At 71.9% G+C, this 17,738-nt stretch carries 18 protein-coding genes and 1 pseudogene; 8 read left to right on the forward strand and 11 right to left on the reverse strand.

The window, feature by feature from the left end; all coding sequences use genetic code 11:
* Positions 1-122: 122 nt before the first annotated feature.
* The 3 genes from ACIQFZ_RS10410 to ACIQFZ_RS10420 form a co-directional block, all read right to left on the reverse strand.
* The gene (locus ACIQFZ_RS10410) at positions 123-278 is read right to left on the reverse strand and encodes a hypothetical protein (RefSeq protein ID WP_361419721.1); all 156 of its coding nucleotides are present in this window, start codon (positions 276-278) and stop codon (positions 123-125) included.
* Positions 279-381: 103 nt separating this feature from the next.
* Positions 382-1,005 (reverse strand): LysE family translocator, encoded by a 624-nt coding sequence (locus ACIQFZ_RS10415; protein ID WP_376651484.1) that lies wholly within the window; start codon positions 1,003-1,005, stop codon positions 382-384.
* Positions 1,006-1,070: 65 nt separating this feature from the next.
* Complete coding sequence (locus tag ACIQFZ_RS10420; protein WP_402691046.1) at positions 1,071-2,192, reverse strand: diaminopropionate ammonia-lyase; 1,122 nt, start codon at positions 2,190-2,192, stop codon at positions 1,071-1,073.
* Between the two features lie 116 nt (positions 2,193-2,308).
* Between ACIQFZ_RS10420 and ACIQFZ_RS10425 the strand changes: the two genes are divergently transcribed.
* Positions 2,309-3,229: a LysR substrate-binding domain-containing protein gene (locus tag ACIQFZ_RS10425; RefSeq protein ID WP_376651482.1), complete on the forward strand. Its 921-nt coding sequence runs from the start codon at positions 2,309-2,311 to the stop codon at positions 3,227-3,229.
* Between the two features lie 19 nt (positions 3,230-3,248).
* On the opposite strand, the gene ACIQFZ_RS10430 is transcribed toward ACIQFZ_RS10425, so the two are convergent.
* From ACIQFZ_RS10430 to ACIQFZ_RS10455, 6 genes are all read right to left on the reverse strand, one after another.
* Entirely contained in the window at positions 3,249-4,322 is a 1,074-nt protein-coding gene (locus ACIQFZ_RS10430; protein WP_402691047.1) for an alpha/beta fold hydrolase, read from the reverse strand.
* 205 nt (positions 4,323-4,527) lie between these two features.
* On the reverse strand, positions 4,528-4,974 hold the full coding sequence (locus ACIQFZ_RS10435; protein ID WP_365418690.1) for a VOC family protein: 447 nt from the start codon (positions 4,972-4,974) through the stop codon (positions 4,528-4,530).
* Between the two features lie 123 nt (positions 4,975-5,097).
* Positions 5,098-5,463 (reverse strand): ATP-binding protein, encoded by a 366-nt coding sequence (locus tag ACIQFZ_RS10440; protein WP_365418687.1) that lies wholly within the window; start codon positions 5,461-5,463, stop codon positions 5,098-5,100.
* Between the two features lie 246 nt (positions 5,464-5,709).
* Complete coding sequence (locus tag ACIQFZ_RS10445; protein ID WP_402691048.1) at positions 5,710-6,531, reverse strand: zf-HC2 domain-containing protein; 822 nt, start codon at positions 6,529-6,531, stop codon at positions 5,710-5,712.
* 25 nt (positions 6,532-6,556) lie between these two features.
* Complete coding sequence (locus ACIQFZ_RS10450; protein ID WP_365418681.1) at positions 6,557-7,090, reverse strand: sigma-70 family RNA polymerase sigma factor; 534 nt, start codon at positions 7,088-7,090, stop codon at positions 6,557-6,559.
* A 273-nt stretch (positions 7,091-7,363) separates the two neighbouring features.
* Positions 7,364-9,022, reverse strand: coding sequence for an alkaline phosphatase family protein (locus tag ACIQFZ_RS10455; protein ID WP_402691049.1), 1,659 nt, complete (start codon positions 9,020-9,022; stop codon positions 7,364-7,366).
* A gap of 465 nt (positions 9,023-9,487) precedes the next feature.
* Between ACIQFZ_RS10455 and ACIQFZ_RS10460 the strand changes: the two are divergent.
* The 6 genes and pseudogenes from ACIQFZ_RS10460 (at position 9,488) to ACIQFZ_RS10485 (ending at position 14,570) form a co-directional block, all read left to right on the forward strand.
* Positions 9,488-11,382: pseudogene (locus ACIQFZ_RS10460) on the forward strand (ATP-binding cassette domain-containing protein).
* A 138-nt stretch (positions 11,383-11,520) separates the two neighbouring features.
* Complete coding sequence (locus tag ACIQFZ_RS10465; protein ID WP_365775109.1) at positions 11,521-11,877, forward strand: DsrE family protein; 357 nt, start codon at positions 11,521-11,523, stop codon at positions 11,875-11,877.
* Between the two features lie 80 nt (positions 11,878-11,957).
* Entirely contained in the window at positions 11,958-12,344 is a 387-nt protein-coding gene (locus ACIQFZ_RS10470) for a hypothetical protein (protein ID WP_376651479.1), read from the forward strand.
* A 62-nt stretch (positions 12,345-12,406) separates the two neighbouring features.
* Positions 12,407-12,889, forward strand: a complete 483-nt coding sequence (locus ACIQFZ_RS10475; RefSeq protein ID WP_365418669.1) for a hypothetical protein — start codon at positions 12,407-12,409, stop codon at positions 12,887-12,889.
* Positions 12,890-12,948: 59 nt separating this feature from the next.
* Positions 12,949-13,713, forward strand: coding sequence for a DsbA family protein (locus tag ACIQFZ_RS10480; RefSeq protein ID WP_365418666.1), 765 nt, complete (start codon positions 12,949-12,951; stop codon positions 13,711-13,713).
* Entirely contained in the window at positions 13,710-14,570 is an 861-nt protein-coding gene (locus ACIQFZ_RS10485) for a cytochrome c biogenesis CcdA family protein (RefSeq protein WP_383058332.1), read from the forward strand. Before ACIQFZ_RS10480 ends, ACIQFZ_RS10485 begins: the two co-directional genes overlap by 4 nt.
* Positions 14,571-14,653: 83 nt before the next feature.
* Here ACIQFZ_RS10485 and ACIQFZ_RS10490 read toward each other — a convergent pair whose 3' ends face one another.
* A complete protein-coding gene (locus ACIQFZ_RS10490) occupies positions 14,654-15,232 on the reverse strand; it encodes a restriction endonuclease (protein WP_402691050.1) in 579 nt (192 codons plus the stop codon).
* A 212-nt stretch (positions 15,233-15,444) separates the two neighbouring features.
* On the opposite strand from ACIQFZ_RS10490, the gene ACIQFZ_RS10495 reads away from it, so the two are divergent.
* Positions 15,445-15,777, forward strand: a complete 333-nt coding sequence (locus tag ACIQFZ_RS10495) for a putative quinol monooxygenase (RefSeq protein ID WP_402691051.1) — start codon at positions 15,445-15,447, stop codon at positions 15,775-15,777.
* Positions 15,778-15,828: 51 nt separating this feature from the next.
* On the opposite strand, the gene ACIQFZ_RS10500 is transcribed toward ACIQFZ_RS10495, so the two are convergent.
* Complete coding sequence (locus ACIQFZ_RS10500; RefSeq protein WP_365418656.1) at positions 15,829-17,676, reverse strand: exo-alpha-sialidase; 1,848 nt, start codon at positions 17,674-17,676, stop codon at positions 15,829-15,831.
* Positions 17,677-17,738: the final 62 nt, after the last annotated feature.

Below are 17,738 nucleotides of genomic sequence, written 5' to 3' on the forward strand. Positions count from 1 at the left end.
GTCCTGCCTGGGAGTGCCACTGAGGTCCTGCCTGAGATCAGGTGCTCAGGTCAGGTACTCAGGGTGCGCGATCAGGTGCTCGGGGTGCTCGGGTCAGGTACTCGGGATACGCCTGCGATTCCTCAAGCAGCGGCTGCCATCGGGCGGCCGCTGCGGGCGAAGGCGTTCCAGAGCTGGACGAGCAGACGGATGACGAGCGCCTCGATCACGGCGACCGCCACCTGCGTGAGGAGCGAGGTCAACAGGTGTGGCACGGGGGTGCCGCCCTTCTTGTGCATGTTTGGGTCACTTACCTTTGTCCGGTACCGCGACGTCGCGCGAACCGACCGCAGGTGACCGCGGGTTTAACTTTCGATTGCGCCTCGGGCCGGGGGCGCGGGGTCAGCCGGCCGTGGTCGCGACCACGAGACCGAGACCGATCAGTACGACGCCCGTGGTCCGCCCCAGCATGCGGCGGGTCCCCGGCCTTTCGAGGACGCGCCCGGCCCTGGACAGCAGAAGAGCATAGCCGCCCAGCCAGGTGAGGCTCAGGGTGGCATGGAGGAGGACCAGCAGCGTCATGGCCCAGGCGGCGGGCAGCTGCGGCGGGGCCAGCGTGGGGAGCAGTCCGGAGTAGAAGACGGCGACCTTCGGATTGAGGGCGTTGCTGACCAGGCCGGTCCGCCACGGGCTCCCGACGGCGGGGGAGCCGGTGCCCTGGAGGGCGGTCCGCGAGGCACTGCGGCGGTTCTGCCACAGCGCCTGCGCACCCAGGAAGACCAGGTACCCGGCGCCGAGGAGCTTGACGACCAGGTAGGCCGTGGGTGAGGCGGCGAGCACGGCCGCGAGTCCGGCCACGCTCAGCGCGCCCCAGAGCAGCAGCCCGGTCACGATCCCGCCCACGGTGCGCAGCGCGTCCCCGGGCCCGGCCATCAGGGCGCGTCGGGTGACCACCGCCATGTCCGGGCCGGGCACGACGGTCAGCAGGCCGAGGACACCGAGCGCGGCTGCGAAGTGGGTCAGCACGCCGGCCTCCTCCTGATCGGACTGACGGGGGTGGGTAACACGGGGGTCCTTCCGGTGGGGCGCATTCAGTGGTCGGCGAGGGAGTGCGGGTTGGCGTCCCGGCCCTCGGTGCTCAGCAGCACGACCACCGAGGTCGCGTCGAGCCCCAGGGCCGTACGGCGCTCCTCGCCGCCCACGCCGGTCAGCACCGTGCTCAGACCGGCGAGCGCGGCGGCCCCGCAGGGGCCCGAGGAGACCCCGAGGGCCGCGAGGCGGACGGCCGCGCGGGCGCTGTCGGCGTCGGGGACGGCCACAGCGGCGTCCAGCCCACCGTGCAGGTAGGGCCAGGCGATGCTGGAGGGGGTGCCGCAGTTCAGCCCCGCCATGGTGGTGTCGCCGCCGGTGACGGTGACGGGTTCGCCGCGGGTGAGGCTTTCGAGCACGCAGGCCGCTGCCTGCGGCTCCACCGACAGCAGCGCCGGAGCGCGCCCGGAGGGGCGGCTGCGGTAGTGGGTGACCACGGCCTGGGCCAGGGAGCCCACGCCGACCGGTATGGAGACGAGGTCGGGGCCGTCGGCGGCCCCTTCGGCCGCCAGTTGCTCGTCGATCTCCGCGCAGAGGGTCGAGTAGCCCTCGACGATCCACCCGGGGATCCGTTCGTAGCCGGGCCAGGCGGTGTCCTGGACCAGGACCGCGTCCGGCGCGGCGGCCGCCTCGGCGGCGCGGCGCACGGCCTCGTCGTAGGACCCCGGGACCTCGGTCACCTCCGCCTTCTCGGCGGTTATGGCCGCCACGGCCTGCGGATGCACTCCCCGCGGCACGAAGACGTGGGCGTGCTGTCCGAGCAGGCGTGCCGTGCGGGCCACCGCCCGGCCGTGGTTGCCGTCGGTGGCGGTCACCAGCACGACCGGTCCCGCCTCCCCGCTGCTCGCGGCCCGCTCGGCAAGGGTCCGGTGGACCGCCCAGGTCGCGCCCAGCGCCTTGAACGCGGGCAGCCCCAGACGACACGACTCGTCCTTGACGAAGACCCGACCGACGCCCGACTCGGATGCGAGTGAGGGGAGTTCGGTCAGTGGAGTGGGTGAGTAGCCGGGCATCGCGGTATGGAAGTCCCGCACCTCGGCGGGTGCGGGTCCACACCGCCAGGTGCGGGCCCGGGGTCGCACGGACCACGGCGGCGTACGGCGGCGGGAGGCGTTGTCAGACACACGTTCAGGGTCCGATGCCCTCCTATGATCGGTCCAGCGAATGTTTTCGACCTATAGTCGTCGGAGAAACCGATGATTCAGCGGATCGCTCCGCAACGGCGAGGAGAGCCCCGGCGATGTTCGATCTGCACCGGCTGCGGCTGCTGCGTGAACTCAAGCACCGCGGCACGCTGGCCGCTGTCGCCTCCGCCCTGTCCTACGCCCCCTCCTCCGTCTCTCAGCAGCTCTCGCAGCTGGAGGCCGAAGTCGGCGTTCCCCTGCTGGAACCGGCCGGTCGGCGGGTGCGGCTGACCGCGCAGGCCGAGATCCTCGTCGCCCATACCGAAGCGGTCCTCGAACGCCTGGAGCGCGCCGAGGCGGAGATCGCCACCTCGCTGTCCGATCTGACCGGAACCCTGCGCATCGCATCGTTCCAGACGGCTGCCCTGGCTCTGATCCCCACGGCGCTCGGCCTGTTGCGCGACCTCCACCCGCAACTGCGCGTCCACGTCACGCACATGGAGCCCGAAAGGGCCCTACCCGCCCTGCTGGCCCGAGACTTCGACCTGGTCCTCGCCGAGGAATACCCGGGCAACCCCAATCCGCGGCCGTCCGAACTCGAACAGGAGGACCTGCTCGACGACCCTCTGCACCTCGCGCTTCCCGAGCCGGCCGACAGCCCGGACACCGACAGTCCGATGGCGGCGCTGCGCTCGCTCCATGGGCACCCCTGGGTGATGGAACCCGAAGGCACGGCCGCACGGCACTGGGCCATGACCCTGTGCCGCAACGCCGGCTTCGAACCCGACGTACGGTTCGAGACCACCGATCTGCTGCTCCACCTACGCCTCGTCGAGCAGAAGCACGCGGCCGCCTTCCTTCCGGACCTGGTCTGGTACGGGCACTCCCCTACGGTCGCTCTGCGGCAGCTCCCCCGCGGTCAGCGCGCGCGCCGCATCTCCACCGTCGTGCGCCTCGGCCGCAGCCGTCACCCCGCCGTCCTCGCGTGCCGCGACGCCCTCCTGCGTGCGGTCGCCCTCCACTCCGGCCGGGCATAGGGCGGCACAGTGCTCGAACTCATTTCGAGAGGGGCTGCGCGAAGCCGTCGACCTCGATGACGGCCCTGGTGAAATCGAGGGGTGCTTCCTGCGGCACGTTGTGGCCGGCCTTCAGGGTTTTGTGCGCGTACTTCCCGGAGAACTTCTTGCGGTAGGCCGAACCGTTTCCCGGGGGTGTGAAGGGATCGTCCGCACCGTCGATGGTGATCGTGGGAACCTTGATGACGGGTCCTTGGGCGAGCCGCTTTTCCAGGGCGTCGTACTGCGACTCTCCCTTGGCCAGTCCCAGCCGCCACCGGTAGTTGTCGATCACGATGCTGACGTAGTCCGGATTCTGGAAGGCCGCTGCGGTGCGATCGAAGGTGGCCTCGTCGAATTTCCAGGTCGGGGAGTTGAACTTCCAGATGAGTTTGCCCAAATCGTGCCGGTACTTCGTGAGGCCGAGCACGCCCCTCTCCGTCGCGAAGTAGTACTGGTACCACCATGCCCACTCGGACTCGGGCGGCGACGGCTGCTTGTTCGCCTGGGGGTCGGTGATCAGGTAGCCGGTCACGGAGACCAGGGCCGTGCAGCGCTCCGGCCAGAGAGCGGCGATGATGTCGGCCGTCCGCGAGCCCCAGTCGAAACCGGCGAGGATCGCCTTCTCGATCTTGAGGGCATCCATCAGGGCAAGGATGTCGAGAGCGAACACCGACTGCTGGGCGTTGCGGGGCGTGTTGCTCGACAGGAAACGTGTCGTGCCGTGGCCCCGGAGATAGGGGACGATCACCCTGTATCCCTCCGCCGCCAGCAGAGGCGCCACGTCGACGTAGCTGTGGATGTCGTAGGGCCAGCCGTGCAGCAGAATGACCGGGCGACCACTCGCGGGGCCGGCCTCGGCATATCCGACGTTCAGAACACCGGCGGCTTTCTGTTTCAGCGAGCTGAAAGACTTGTTCGCTCCCGGCTTGACCGTGGGAGGAACCTCCGGCTTTTCTTCCCCGGACCGGCCCTGCGCGGGGGCGGTCATGCCGAGTTCGGCCGCGACGACGGCAGCCGCCGCGGCGCCGATGAAGTGGCGACGACTGCGGTGGGCACCTTCGGGTATGTCCATCGGCGAATCTCCTGGATCCGACGGTCAGGGCCCATCGACTGCACGCGGAATGAAAGGCGAAACGAAAGGGGCCACGCCCCACCGAACACCTGCCTGGCCCATCCCGCAACAGAGACGTGCCACTTGTTGACCCGGCCGGGTGGATTCTCCGTCGCCGTCGCTCTGGTTCCCGACGTCCTCCCGGGCCGAACGGCACCCGGCCGCGTCAGTCCTCTGCATCGGGCACCTCGACAGGCGTCAGTGTCACGGTGCCGTCGTCCGCGACCGACCAGCCGGGGTTGTGGCACACCTCCCAGCGGTGACCGTCGGGGTCGGCGAAGTAGGCGTGGTAGCCGCCGAACGCCGCGCGTTGCGGCTCCTTGAGGACCGTCGCCCCCGCCGCACGGGCCCGCTCCACGGCCGCGTCCACGTCGGTGGGCGAATCGAGGTTCCGCGCGAGGGTGAAGGGGGTGCCGGCCACTGCCGCCTGCCCGGTGTCGGCGCCCAGGTCGGCCAGGGAGAAGAGCCCCAGGGCCAGCCCCCAGCCGACCTGGTAGAAGACGATCTCGTCCAGATCGAGCAGAGGCGTCCAGCCCAGGCCTTCGCTGTAGAACCGGCGGCTGACCGCCAAGTCCTCCACGCCCAAGGTCACCAGGTTCAACTGCTGCTTCATCAATCACCCCATACGCCGCGGGAATTGCCATCCGGGCGCAACGCTATCGCTCGCGACGGGGCGACCCGGGACACAGCGCGGCGGCCCGTTGGTTGCCCCTCTGGTCGGAACCGTGGGATTCCGTCACGCCCGGCATCGCAGGCAGGCGCGGACCTCACGGCCGCCGCGTGTCTGGTGGACCTCGGTCGACTCCGCGAGGTAGCGGACGATGCCGGTGCCGCGGCCGTGTTCGTCCGGGGCCGTCTCGCGGTGGTGGTGCTCCACGGCGGTTCCGGAGTCGCTGACGACGATGTGCAGGGTGCCGTGGTCGAGGAGGAGCAGCAGCGTCATGTGCTCGCGGCCGTACTGGGCGGCGTTCGCGGCGAGTTCGTCGACGATGAGGACGGCGGAGTCCCGCTCGCACTGGGGGACGCGCCAGCAGTCCAGCAGATCCGCCGCGAAGTGGCGGGCGGCCGAGACGTGCGCCTCCTGGGCGGGGAGAGTGAGCATGGCCTGGTGACGGCAGTGCGAGAGCAGTGGTGGGCTCGGACAGGCAGGATCGGTCACAAACATGGTCTTGTGGCTCTTCTGTGGGGTGCGGAGGCCGGAATCCGAGGGGTGGCCCGGGAATCGGGTGGAATCGCTTCGGCGATACCCGAGTTGGCCCCTCATCCAGTTGCACGGAGAGCGGGTACCACACGGTTCGGAACTGATTGCACCTTTTGCCATATTTCTGCGGTGCGGGCTTTCGCGCGCCTACGCTCGCATCGTGACCAGTTTCTGACCGTCGCCCGTGACGATCTCGAAGTGCTGGATGGCTCCCGGTGAGAGCGGGACCGCTCCTGGAATCGTGGTGCCGGGAGGGTACTGGCCCGCCCGCCAGGTGGCGGCGTCCGCCCTGGCCCCGCCGGGCCCGATCGCCTGCAACCGGCAGATGACGCCCGCGGGCGCCCCTCCGGCGGAGACCTGGAGGACACTGCCCCACGCCGAGGGCGAGACCTTCACCGAGGCGGTGACACCGGTGACGGGATCGCGTCCGGAGAAGGTGCGTGACGGCGCCTGCACGGTCGGTCCGGGCGGCGTCGCCTCACTGACCACGGATGCGCTGGTCGCGAGCCATGTGCCGCCGATCGACGCCGCGATGAGCGCCAGGGAGGCGGCGGCTCCGGCCCACTGGAGCCGCCAGGTCCTGCGGCGCCTGGCCGCGGCCTGGTGGAGCATCCGGTCGAGCAGGCCCGCTTCGGCCGCCTGAGGGGCGGCAGGCACGTCGGAGCGTGCCGGAGGGGCGTCCGGCGCGGTCTCGGCTGCCCGCCGCACCAGCCGGTCGGCGAGGTCCCCGCTGACGGCGGGCATCCCCCGACCCGCGGCTCCGGCTTCGACGTCGGCGGCAGCAGCTCCGGCTTCGGCTTCGGTGACCGTCGCGAGCAGGGCCGGCAGTCCCGCCAGCTCCGCGTGCTCGTGCCGGCAGTCGTCGCACACCGCGAGGTGGGCCCGCACCTCCTCGCTCTCCGCCGGGGACAGCGCGCCGAGGACGTATCCGCCCAGCGCCGGCCGGAGGGCGTCATGGTCCGCGCTCATGGTCGACACCTCCTCCACGCCGCCGTCATGGCTCGATCCCCCGTTCCCGGAGCGCGAGCCTGAGGGCGTGCAGGGCGTAGTAGGTTCGCGACTTCACGGTGCCCAGCGGGATGCCCAGGACCTCCGCGGCTTCCGCCATGGTCCGCCCCCGGTAGTACGTCTCCAGCAGTACGGCGCGATGGTCCGGGGACAGCGTCCGCAGGGCGTCGGCCACCGCCCAGCTCTGCAGTGCCTGCTCGATCTGGTCCTCGCCCCGTGTCTGCTCGGCGACCTGCTCCAGGGCCTCGCCGTCCACCTCGGGCGGCCTGGCCTTGCGGGCGCGGTGGCCGTCGATGACCACGTGCCGGGCGACCGTGCACAGCCATGCGCGCGCCGGACCGCGAGCCGGTTCGAACGCGGCGGGATGCTGCCACGCGCGCAGCAGCGTCTCCTGCACGACGTCCTCGGCCCACTGCCGGTCTCCTGAGGTCAGTCGCAACGCGTAGTGGAACAGGGGGCCCGCATGCTCGGCGTACAGAGTGCGGAGCAGTTCCTCGTCCGTGGTCGAAGCGGTCCCCATACCAGGGACACGGTGCGCGGAGCGATCCGGATCGGCCGTTGGACCACGTTTTCGGTGAGTCCATGGCATATGCCGATCATCGCGCAGATACACCCTTTTGTCGTGCCGCACCCGGCAGGCCGCCGCCGGTCACTGAGAAGTCCCCCAGCCGGTCACGGAGAGGCCCCACAGCCGGGCACAGAGAAGCCCACAAAGGTGCTCGGACACCGAACCGCCCGGCGCAGCTGGCCGAAACCGGCACCCAGCTACTCCTCGCCGCCTGGCAGGCTGCGGCTACGGGTTTCCGCGGCCACCTGCGGCCACGGCCGGGGACAGGTCGTTGACGACCGCGTCGCGGGTGGCGACGGGCTTGAGTCCGTAGCTGCGTTCGATGGTGGCGATGATGGAGGTGGTGTCGTAGACGGTGTGGTCGACCGCCGAGCGCGGCAGCGAGCGGGAGATGATCAGTGCGGGGATGCGGGTGCCCGGGCCCCAGGCGTCATGGGCGCCGCGCGTGGGCGAGCCCGGTCCGGGGGGCGGCAGATGGTCCCACTGGCCGCCGAACTCGTCGTAGGTGACGACCACGAGCGTGTTGCCGGCCTGCGGGCCCTCCGTCACCGTCTTGAGCAGGTCGACGAGGTGGTCGCTGCCGTCCGCCTCGCTGGCGTAGCCGGGGTGCTCGTTCTCGGCGCCGTAGGGCTTGACGAAGCTGACGGCCGGCAGCGTGCCGGTCCTGGCCGCGCGCAGGAACTCCGTCTCGTCGCGCAGGTGGCCGCGGCCCGGGGTGCCGGGGGCGTAGTCGGCGAAGTAGGCGAACGGCTGGTGGTGGTACTGGAAGAGCGGTCCGGGGTGCCCGGCCTCCGCGTCGTTCCAGCCTCCGGAGTACCAGTTCCAGGGGATGCCGGCGGTGGTGAGCCGGTCGCCGATGTTGGGGTACTTCGCGTCGTCGATCAGCGGGATCCGGGGGCCGCTGCCGTGCGGTGCGCTGGACGGCTGCACCGTGTTGACGGCCAGGTTGCCGCAGGCGTGCGCGTAGTCGGCCGGGTCGCCGTCCGGGCAGGCGGTGGTCAGGGCGCCGTCCGTCACCGGGCCGGTCGCCTTGTACAGCGGGTAAGAAGTCGGCATGCCGTCGGCGTCGAGGACCGTGTTCTTCGCGCCGGACGCACCGCCGCTGGTGTCCTGCGGCGCCCGCGCGGCGATCAGGTACTGGTGGTTGAGGAAGGAACCGCCGAACGCGCCCTGGAAGAAGTGGTCGGTCAGGACGTAGCGCGGGGCGCCGGGGGCGTGCAGGTAGCGGTGGATCGGCAGTGACGTGGTGTCGTAGTGGCCCATCGTGAGGCCGACCGCGTCGGAGGCGGTGACGTAGCGGTCCTGCCGACCGCCGTCGATGGCGTACCGGTTCTGGTAGAAGCGGTGCACCAGGTCCCGGGTGCAGCCGCCGGGCAGGGCACCCGAGGAGTCCTTGACCACCCCGTCGTCCGCGCGGACTCCGGGCGCGGGGCAAGTGCGGTCCTGCGGCCCGATGTGGTCGTCGACGGTGAACGGCCCGTTGGCGAACGCGCTCGCCGCGACCCCGTGGGCGGCGTCGCGGCAGGTCGACGGCAGGGGCGGGCTGGTCAGGTTCACGTCGTTCTGGAGCAGGCAGCGATACGGCGTGCCGTCCTGGGCGCGTTGTGTGCGCTGCCGGGCGGTCGCCTGGGCCAGGCCCTCGACCTGCCGGCCGCCGACCGGCCCCCAGGTGCCGTAGAGGTTGTCGAAGGAGTGGTTCTCCTCGTAGATCACCACCAGGTGCTTGTAGCCGCCGGGCAGCGTGTGCGGCGCGGCCTGCCGCGCCGGTTCGGCACACGAGGCCGCCGAGGGCATCAGGGCCAGGACCAGGGCCGCCGTCGTACCGGCCGCGGCGGCGGGCAGCCGGCGTCGGGCGGGCGGCCGGGGTCGAGTGCTGCGTCCCATATGGCTCTCTCCAGCGCTGGTCGACGGCATGTCAGGGGCCGGCCCGGGCACGCCTCGGTCAGCGCGGGGCGGCCGGCGCGGAGAAAGGTAACGGGTCGGTACGTCCTTCGGCAGGGGACGCGCTCAGCCGTGGGTGTGCGGGTCGGCCGGCGGTGAGAGCCGGGGCCGTGCCCTGGGAAAACCCACGTGCCCCAGGCGACTCGGGCAGCGGCGTTTCGGCCACCCTGCCACCGCTCGGCGGCGGCTCAGGTGCGGCGACCGCGCGAGCGGGCCCTTGCTCCACAAGGGGTCCACTGCGTCCGGAATCGAGCGTGTTCGAATCTCCCGGCACCTCGTTGTACCGGGCACTGCCGAGCCATCCAGGCGCGGTGCGAGCCCCAAGGAGGGATGCAGGTGACGGTGACTGACACCTCGACCGCGAACGGGATGCAGGTGACGGTGACTGACACCTCGACCGCGAACGGGATGCAGGTGACGGTGACTGACACCTCGACCGCGAACGGGAAGACGCCTCCCCCGCCACCGCCGGCCACGATCACCTTCGAGGGCAAGCACGGCAGGAATCCGCTGGCGGAGGCCGGTTTCGGCGCCATGTGCCGCCGGCTTCCCGCCGTGCTCGGGCACACCGCGCGCATGGCCTGGTCCGTCGACAGGACCGGCGTCGTGCTCCTCCTGGCCTGCCAGCTCCTCACGGGCGCCACGGCCGGGCTCGTCCTCGCGTTCACCGCGCGGGCCATGACCCACATCCTCGGCACGGGCACCGTGTCCGAACGCCTGCACGGCGCGCTGCCCGCGCTGATCGTGGTGATGGCCGCCGCGGGCCTCGGCCGGATCAGCAGCGCCCTGTCCTCCTACGCCGACGGGCGGATCACACCGCTGCTGATGACCGAGGCGGACATCGCGCTCGTCGCCGCCGTGTGCCGGGTCGAGGCGTCGGCGTACGGCGAGAACGGCTTCGCCGACCGGCAGAGGCCGCCGAGGTCGGTGTCACCCGGACCCGGTTCATGGTGCAGGACAGCCAGCGGTTCACGGCCGCCCTGATCCGCATGATCGCGGCGAGCGGTGTCATCACCGCCCTGCACCCGCTGATGCTGCCGCTGCTCCTGCTGGCCGTCGTCCCGGCCGGCGTCGGCGCCGTACTGTCGGCGCGCGTCGACTACGAGACCCACTACCTCAACGTCGGCGACCGCAACGTGCGCTCCATGACGCGCTGGTGGGCCACCTACTCGCGCTTCGGGGACGAGGTCCGCGCCAACGGCATGACCGGCTACCTGGTCTACTGGTACCGCGCCCTGTCCGACCGTATCGACCAGCGCACCCTCACCGCCGCGCCCCGCATGCTGCGCATCGTGCCGGCGACCAGCGCCCTGGGGGGTGTGTTCCTGCTCGGCACCTGGGCCACCCTCGCCTGGCTGGCCACCACCGGCCGTGTCGCCCTCCCGGTCGCCGCCACCGCCGTGGTCGCCGTGCAGACCACGCTGGCCGCGCTCTCGCAGTTCGTCGTCAACGGCGCCGCCATGTTCCACACCTCGCTCTACCTCGCCGACATGCGGTCCTTCCTCGACGTGGCCCGCGAACGCGCCCCCAGACGCGGTGAACTGGCCATCCCCGAACGCGTGGACGAGATCCGGCTCGACGAAGTCGTCTACCGGTACCCGGACAAGGTCGAACCGGCCGTCAACGGTGTGTCGCTCACCCTGCGCCGCGGCCAGATCCTCGCCGTCGTCGGCGAGAACGGCTCCGGCAAGTCCACCCTGGCCAAGCTCATCACCGGCATCCTCCTCGCGGACAAGGGACGCGTCCTGTGGGACGGCACCGACCTCGCCGACGCCGACCCCGACGCCGTATGGCGGCGCACCGCCCTCGTCCCCCAGAACTTCGCCTGCTGGCCCCTGCGCACCCGCGAGAACAACACCCTCGGCCAGCCCCGCACCCACGACGACGGACCGGTCTGGGAGGCGGTCGAGGCCGTCGGCATGCGGGAGGCGGTCGAAAAGCTGCCCCAGCAGCTCGACACCCTCCTCGCCAAGGAGCTGTGGGGCGGTGCCGAACTGTCCGGCGGCCAGTGGCAGCGCCTGGTCTGCGGACGGGCGCTGTACCGGCAGACGCCGCTGCTGATCCTGGACGAGCCGACCTCGCAGATGGACGCGCGGGGCGAGCACGGCATCTTCGGGAAGATCAAGGCGATCGCCGGCGAACGCATCACCATCGTCGTCACGCACCGCCTGGAGAACACCAGGATCGCCGACCACGTCGTGGTCATGGAGGAGGGCCGCATCACCGAGCAGGGCGCGTACGACGAACTCGTGCAGGCGAACGGGGTCTTCGCGGACCTGCTGCGCCTGTCCCAGGACCGCTGACACCAGCGGGCACGACGGCGGCACGGCCCGCCCGCGGTCAGGCCTGTGCACGGGCCGCGGGTTCCCGCTCCCGGTGGGATCGGGCCGCGCCGCGCGGGCCCCCGGTCGAGGCGCCGTCCGGTGTGCGAGGGTGACCCCGTGAAAGCCGAGAACGCCGAGGCCGGTTTCCCCGCTCCCGTACGTGTCGTCGTGGCGGCTCCTCAACCGGACCGCGTGGTGCGCGCGGTGACGAACCTGGTGGCGGCGGCGGATCGACCCGTCGAGGTCGAGGTCGTCGTCCACGGCGCCGGACTGGACCTCGTGCTGGGGGACGAGGCGGGCGAACAGGTCACCCGGCTGCTGGAGACCGGGGCGCGGGTCCTCGCCTGCGCCAACAGCCTCTCGGGGCGCGGCCTGACCGCCGACACCCTCGTGGCCGGCGTGGGCGTCGTACCGGCCGCCGTGTGGCACCTGGCGCTCCGTCAGCACGAGGGGTGGGCCCTGGTCCCGCTGTGATGACGCGCCCGGCCCCGGCTTCGATACGCCCGGGGGTACCTGGGCTATGGTGTCGGGACCGACGAAGTGGAGGAACGGCGATGCGTCGCAGGCGGCACGGTGCCATGGGCGCCGGCCTCGCGCTGCTCGTCCTGCTGGCCGCGCTGTTCTGCGCCACGACCGCCTCCCCGCCCGCGTTCCGGGCGGCGTCCTCCTCCACCGCGGCCGGCCCGCACGTGGCACCGTGTCCCGAGACGCTGGACGACGCCGGTCTCGGCGCGCCCGCCGCCGCGGGAAACGGACCTTGCCTGAAGAAGGCGCAGCCGGAGCAACAGCACCCGCGGTTCGGTGCGCTGCTCGCCCGTGCCCTGCCGTCGCACGCCGACGACACGGCACCGGCGTGGACGTCCGCGCACCGGGACGTCCGGCGCCACGGACCGGAACCGTCTCCTCCCGACCTCACCGAACTCTCCGTACGACGGGTGTAGGCCCGCGCGCCGTGTCCGCGCGTCCCTGTCACCCCGTACGAGCGGAGAGTCATCCGTTGTCCATGTCCCGCTCCCCCCGTGCGGCGTGGGCCGCCCTGCGCTGCTGGCCCCGACGCCGCTGGGCCGCTGTCGCGGCGGCCACGCCGTTGGCGGTCCTCGTCCTGGGCGTGCCCACCGCCCTCGTCCCGACCCCGCTGTTCTCCCGCTCGGTGCCGCCGGTGTGGTGGAACTACCCGATGCTGCTCCTCACCGCCGTGCTGTCGGCCGTGGTACTCGCCACCTACGTGCGCACCGGGCCCGTCGCGGGCCGTGACGACGCGACCGGGCGTTCACTCGGGTCGGCCGGTGCGGTGCTGTCCTTCCTCGCGGTCGGCTGCCCCGTCTGCAACAAGGCGGCCCTGCTTCTGCTGGGGGCCTCCGGCGCGCTGAGTTACTGGGCGCCCCTGCAACCCGCGGTCGCGGTGCTCGCCCTCGTCCTGCTGGCCGAGGCCGCGCTGCGGCGCCTGGCCACCGAGGCGGCCTGCCCCGTGCGGCCCGTCGCCTGAGCCCTGTCCTTCCCCTTTACGCCCCTCTTCTTCGCACACTTCACTTTCGGAGGTGCCCCATGCCTTCCTCCCCTCGTGCCCACCGTCGCCGTCTGACCTGGATCGCCGTGGGCGGCGGTGCGGCGGCCGCCGTCGCCGCGGCCGCCGCTCTCGGCGGCGGTTCCGGGGACTCCGTGTCCCGGGACCGGCCGGCCGCCGCCGTCTCGCCGTCCGCCGCCGTCTCGCCGTCCGAAGCCGGAGCCACCCCCGACGAACAGCAGAAGTCGCTGCTCGCCCTGGCCCGCAGGGACCAGAAGGACCCGCTGGCCCTGGGCCGCGCCGACGCACCCGTCGTACTGATCGCCTACGAGGACTTCCAGTGCCCCTTCTGCGGCAAGTTCGCGCGGGAGACCAAGCCGGAACTCGTCCGGTCGTACGTGGACAAGGGCCTGCTGCGCATCGAGTGGCGGAACTTCCCCGTGTTCGGCGCCGAATCGGAACGCGTCGCCCGCGCCTCCTGGGCCGCTGGACAGCAGGGGCGGTTCTGGCAGTTCCACGACGTCGCCTATGCCAAGGAGCGCCCGCGTAACAAGGGCGCCTTCTCCTCCTCCCGGCTTCGCGAGATGGCCCGCGAGGCGGGCGTCGCCGACCTCGACCGCTTCGAGGCCGACCTGAAGTCCCAGGCCGCCGAGGTGTCGGTGAGCAGGGACCAGGAGGAGGGATACGCGCTGGGGGTGTCCAGCACGCCCGCCTTCCTCGTCAACTCCACACCCATCCTCGGCGCGCAGCCGCTGAGCACGTTCACCGCCGCCGTCGAGAAGGCCGCGAAGGAAGCCGGGCGATGAGCGGGATCACCGCCGCGACCGCCTTCCTCGGCGGCCTGCTGGCACTGCTCAGCCCGTGCAGTGCGCTGCTGCTGCCGGCGTTCTTCGCCTACTCCTTCACCGGCCGCACCCGACTGTCGCTGCGTACCGCCGTCTTCTACACAGGGCTGTGCACCACGCTGGTGCCGCTCGGCGTGGCCGGCTCCTTCGCCAGCCGCCTGTTCTACGGGCACCGCGAGCTGCTGGTCCTGCTCGGCGGCTGGACGATGATCGCACTGGGACTGGCGCAGATCCTGGGCCTCGGCTTCGGCTCCCACCGGCTTCAGCAGGCGGCGGGCACCCGCAGGACCGGGTCCGCCGTCTCCGTCTTCGCCCTGGGCGCCGTCTACGGGCTGGCGGGCTTCTGCGCCGGTCCCATCCTCGGCGGCATCCTCACCGTCGCGGCGCTCGACGGCAGCCCGCTGCACGGCGGGCTCCTGCTGGCCGTCTACGCGCTGGGCATGGCCGTTCCGCTGTTCGTCCTGGCGTTGCTGTGGGACCGCTGGGACCTCGGGCGCCGGCGCTGGCTGCGGGGGCGCGCGCTGCGGTGGGGACCGCTGACCGTGCACACCACCTCGCTGGCCGGCGGGATCCTCTTCGTCCTGCTGGGCGTCGTGTTCCTGCTCTTCGACGGCACCTCGGCGCTGCCCTCCCTCCTCGACATCGACACCGAGGCGGCCTGGGAGAGCGGCGCGAGGCGGCTCGGCGAGGCCGTCTCGGACCGGGTTCTCCTGCTGGTGGTGGCCCTGGCCGGCGCCGGTACGGCGGCGGTGGCCGTGCTGCGGCTTCGCCGGCTCCCGCGCGGGGAGGGCGGAGAAGGCACCGACTCCGCCGCCTGACCGGACGGGGGATGCCCCGTGTGCCGCGCGCGGACGGGGCATCCCGCCGGTGTCCCGTCCACGCACGGCGCACGCGGATCCCGTCAGTCGTGGTCCGGGCGCAGCCGGCGGTTGGTTCCGGACCGGCCGATGTCCAGGTCCAGGAACGAGGTCAACGCGGTGCCGCCGTTCCAGAAGCCGAGCAGATCGACGTCGACGAGGCACAGTCGGTGCCGGGCCGCGAACTCGCGGGCCGGCCGGGTGAAGACGCAGGAGGCGACGAAGACCGGGACGTCGGCTCGGTGCTCGGCTCGTGCGGTGCCGTTGAAGGTCTGGAGGTCACGGCTGCCGACGGTGCGGTGCTTGGCGTACCGCTTGCACTGGACGACGAGGCGGCGGCCGTCGGGCAGCCGGCCGGTCACGTCCGCGCCCAGATCGCCGGCGCCGCCGACCCGCCGGACGTCGGTGCAGCCGTCCCGGCGGCACAGTTCGGCGACGTACTCCTCGAACTGCCGGTCGTCCATCGCCCACACCGCGTCCAGCGACCGGCGCGCCTGCCGCCGCGCCTCCTCGGCGAGTCGGGTCCTCTCCGCCTGTGCCTCGCGTCGCCCGGCCCCTACCAGGCCCGTGACGACGGCCGCGGCCACGACGGCGGCCAACGCCACCAGCAGTGCGATCCCCATCCGGTTCCGTCCCCTCCCCCTTGCGGCGGCGCACCGCCGCACCCCCGGGCGGTGTGTTCCCCGTCGGCTACGATCTTCACAGCCTGCCGTGTCCGACCTGTCACGGCTACGGCCGTGTTCAGCCGATCCACCGCACCCCTGTGGCGCCGTTCGCGCGCGGGACCGGGCAGCGGGCGGCGCGGCTGCGCGCAGAGAACCAATGAGGGAGACCGATGATCTTCATCACCGCCAAGTTCCGTGTCCGCCCCGAGTACGCCGACCAGTGGTCGCAGATCGCCGCCGAGTTCACCGCGGCCACCCGCGCCGAGCCGGGCTGCCTGTGGTTCGACTGGTCCCGCAGCGTCGAGGACCCGACGGAGTACGTCCTGGTCGAGGCCTTCCGCGACGACGAGGCGGGGGCGGCCCACGTGCAGTCGGAACACTTCAGGGCCGCGCAGCGGACCCTGCCGCCCCACCTCGCCGAGACGCCGCGGATCGTCAACACGACCCTGGCGCAGGACGACTGGTCGCTGCTGGGCGAGATGGCCGTCCCCGGACAGGAATGACCCACCGCCTCGCGGGAGTTCTCCCGCGAGGCGGTTCGACGAGGGGGCGGGTCAGCCCAGTTCCACGCGCTCGCCGGTGTGCCCGACCACGGTGACGGTGTCGTCCGAGGTCGAGGTCCACTCGGTCACCGGTGTGAAGTGCCCGGCGTCCAGGTCCTCCTGTGAGACGACGTGGTACGGGAAGGCGCACGTGTAGGAGGCGTGCGCCGCGAGGCCGCGCCACCGGCAGTTGCGTGAGTCGGCCGCCGGGTCGAGGTCCTTGAGGTTCCCGCTCGGCACCACCGTGGTGGCCGCGTCGGACAGGTTGGTGACGGTGTAGGTGAAGACCAGCCTGTCACCGGCCTGGTAGCCGTCGTTCCGCGGGTTGGTGAGCGTGCCGCCGGTCACCTGGATGCGGCCCGGTGTGTTCTCGTCGGCCGTCTTCGGCACCGCGACGGTGAAGGAACCCCGGGAGGTGCGCCCCTTGGCGTCCGTGAGCGTGGCGGTCACGGGGTAGGTGCCCCCGGTCGCGTCCTCGGGAACGGTCAGGTCGACGGTGACGGTCTTGGAGGAGCCGGGGAGGAGCTGGTCCGGCGGCGTCAGTTCGTACGTCCAGCCCGCCGGCACCCCGAGGGTGAGGTCCTTCACCTGGAGGGCCGACCCGCTCTGGTTCGCCACCGTGAGCGCGAAGGCCGCTGTGCCGCCGCGTTCGACCGTGAGGTTCTCGGCCGTGAGCGGCGCGGCGACGCCTTGGAGCCAGGCGAGGTTGAACCGGGCGAAGCGGATGCCGCCGTTTCCGCCGTCGGGCTCGTAGAGCAGGCCGACGTTGCCGTCGGGCAGGGTCGCCAGGGTCGAGTAGGCCATGCCGTCCGGCTGGAAGACCCGGGCGACCGGCCACGTCTCGCCGTCGTCGAAGCTCATCCGGACGGTGCCGTTGGCCCGTTGGCTGCTGGAGCCCGCGTTGGAGAACAGCAGCACCTTGGCGCGGTCCGACCCCTGCGGCGCGTTGGGGAAGGCGCGGACGATGGAGGCGTTGTTCGCCGGGTCGGGCAGCTCCCGGTCGACGGTCACCTTGCCGTAGGTGACGCCGCCGTCGTCGGAGATCGCGACCTTGCGGTAGCCGGAGCGGCCGGAGTCGCGGGAGTTGAGCATGACGCGGCCGTCGGAGAGCTCCACGGTCTTGTTCTCGTCCATGCCCGAGCCGACCGGTTCGCCGGCCTTCCAGGTCTTTCCTTGGTCGTCGGAGTACACGGACACGGCCTGGAAGACACCGGCGCCGTTGATGATCGTGTACTGCTGGAGCAGCCGCCCGGCGTACTTGCCGTACTTCAGCTGGATGCCCTGGCCCGACGCGGCGAACCGGGAGCGCCAGCCGAGGTCGGCGGTGACGTCCGAGGTGATGACCTCGTGCTGCCAGGTGCGGCCGTCGTCGTGGGAGACGCTGACCTCGGCGTGGAGCACGTTGCGGTCCTGGGGGTCGACGCCGGGCCGGGACCCGCCGAAGCCCTGGTCGAACGACTTCACGTGGAAGTTGAAGATGTCGCCGGTGGAGCGGTCGACGAGGTAACTGGGGTCTGAGTAGCCCTCGATGGGCGCCACCCGCTTGCCCCCGTGGACGATCGTCTGCTCCCCCCACGTGGCGCCGTCGTCGGTGGAGCGACGCTGCAGGATGGAGTTGGGGCCGGGGGCGTCGATCGCGGTGGGCCGGCCGTCGTAGGCGGCGAGGATGTCACCGCGGTTGGTGACGGCCAGCGCCGGGATGCGGTAGTTCGGGAAGCCCTCGCCATTGGCCGCGAGTTGCTGCTCCGCGTAGAAGGGCTTGCCGGCCTGAGGGGGCGTGGCATCGAAGTCCGGTGCCTGCTTGGTGGCCGCGGTCGCGGGCACGCCGCCCGCCAGTGCCACGACGGTGGAGAGCCCCACCAGACCTGCTCCCCATCGGAGCCTTCGCCGGAAGTGAGACATCGCTGTCCTATCGCTCGAAA

This window comes from Streptomyces sp. NPDC093064 (assembly GCF_044754605.1).
In the GTDB taxonomy this organism is placed as follows: domain Bacteria; phylum Actinomycetota; class Actinomycetes; order Streptomycetales; family Streptomycetaceae; genus Streptomyces.

Bases quoted from the DNA above. Each gene is read 5' to 3' on its own strand.
- ACIQFZ_RS10475 (WP_365418669.1), top strand. From the start codon at position 12,407: ATGTCCCGCTCCCCCCGTGCGGCGTGGGCCGCCCTGCGCTGCTGGCCC.
- ACIQFZ_RS10435 (WP_365418690.1), bottom strand. From the start codon at position 4,974: ATGAAGCAGCAGTTGAACCTGGTGACCTTGGGCGTGGAGGACTTGGCG.
- ACIQFZ_RS10450 (WP_365418681.1), bottom strand. From the start codon at position 7,090: ATGGGGACCGCTTCGACCACGGACGAGGAACTGCTCCGCACTCTGTAC.
- ACIQFZ_RS10440 (WP_365418687.1), bottom strand. From the start codon at position 5,463: ATGCTCACTCTCCCCGCCCAGGAGGCGCACGTCTCGGCCGCCCGCCAC.
- ACIQFZ_RS10445 (WP_402691048.1), bottom strand. From the start codon at position 6,531: ATGAGCGCGGACCATGACGCCCTCCGGCCGGCGCTGGGCGGATACGTC.
- ACIQFZ_RS10425 (WP_376651482.1), top strand. From the start codon at position 2,309: ATGTTCGATCTGCACCGGCTGCGGCTGCTGCGTGAACTCAAGCACCGC.
- ACIQFZ_RS10480 (WP_365418666.1), top strand. From the start codon at position 12,949: ATGCCTTCCTCCCCTCGTGCCCACCGTCGCCGTCTGACCTGGATCGCC.
- ACIQFZ_RS10470 (WP_376651479.1), top strand. From the start codon at position 11,958: ATGCGTCGCAGGCGGCACGGTGCCATGGGCGCCGGCCTCGCGCTGCTC.
- ACIQFZ_RS10455 (WP_402691049.1), bottom strand. From the start codon at position 9,022: ATGGGACGCAGCACTCGACCCCGGCCGCCCGCCCGACGCCGGCTGCCC.
- ACIQFZ_RS10485 (WP_383058332.1), top strand. From the start codon at position 13,710: ATGAGCGGGATCACCGCCGCGACCGCCTTCCTCGGCGGCCTGCTGGCA.
- ACIQFZ_RS10490 (WP_402691050.1), bottom strand. From the start codon at position 15,232: ATGGGGATCGCACTGCTGGTGGCGTTGGCCGCCGTCGTGGCCGCGGCC.
- ACIQFZ_RS10430 (WP_402691047.1), bottom strand. From the start codon at position 4,322: ATGGACATACCCGAAGGTGCCCACCGCAGTCGTCGCCACTTCATCGGC.
- ACIQFZ_RS10495 (WP_402691051.1), top strand. From the start codon at position 15,445: ATGATCTTCATCACCGCCAAGTTCCGTGTCCGCCCCGAGTACGCCGAC.
- ACIQFZ_RS10410 (WP_361419721.1), bottom strand. From the start codon at position 278: ATGCACAAGAAGGGCGGCACCCCCGTGCCACACCTGTTGACCTCGCTC.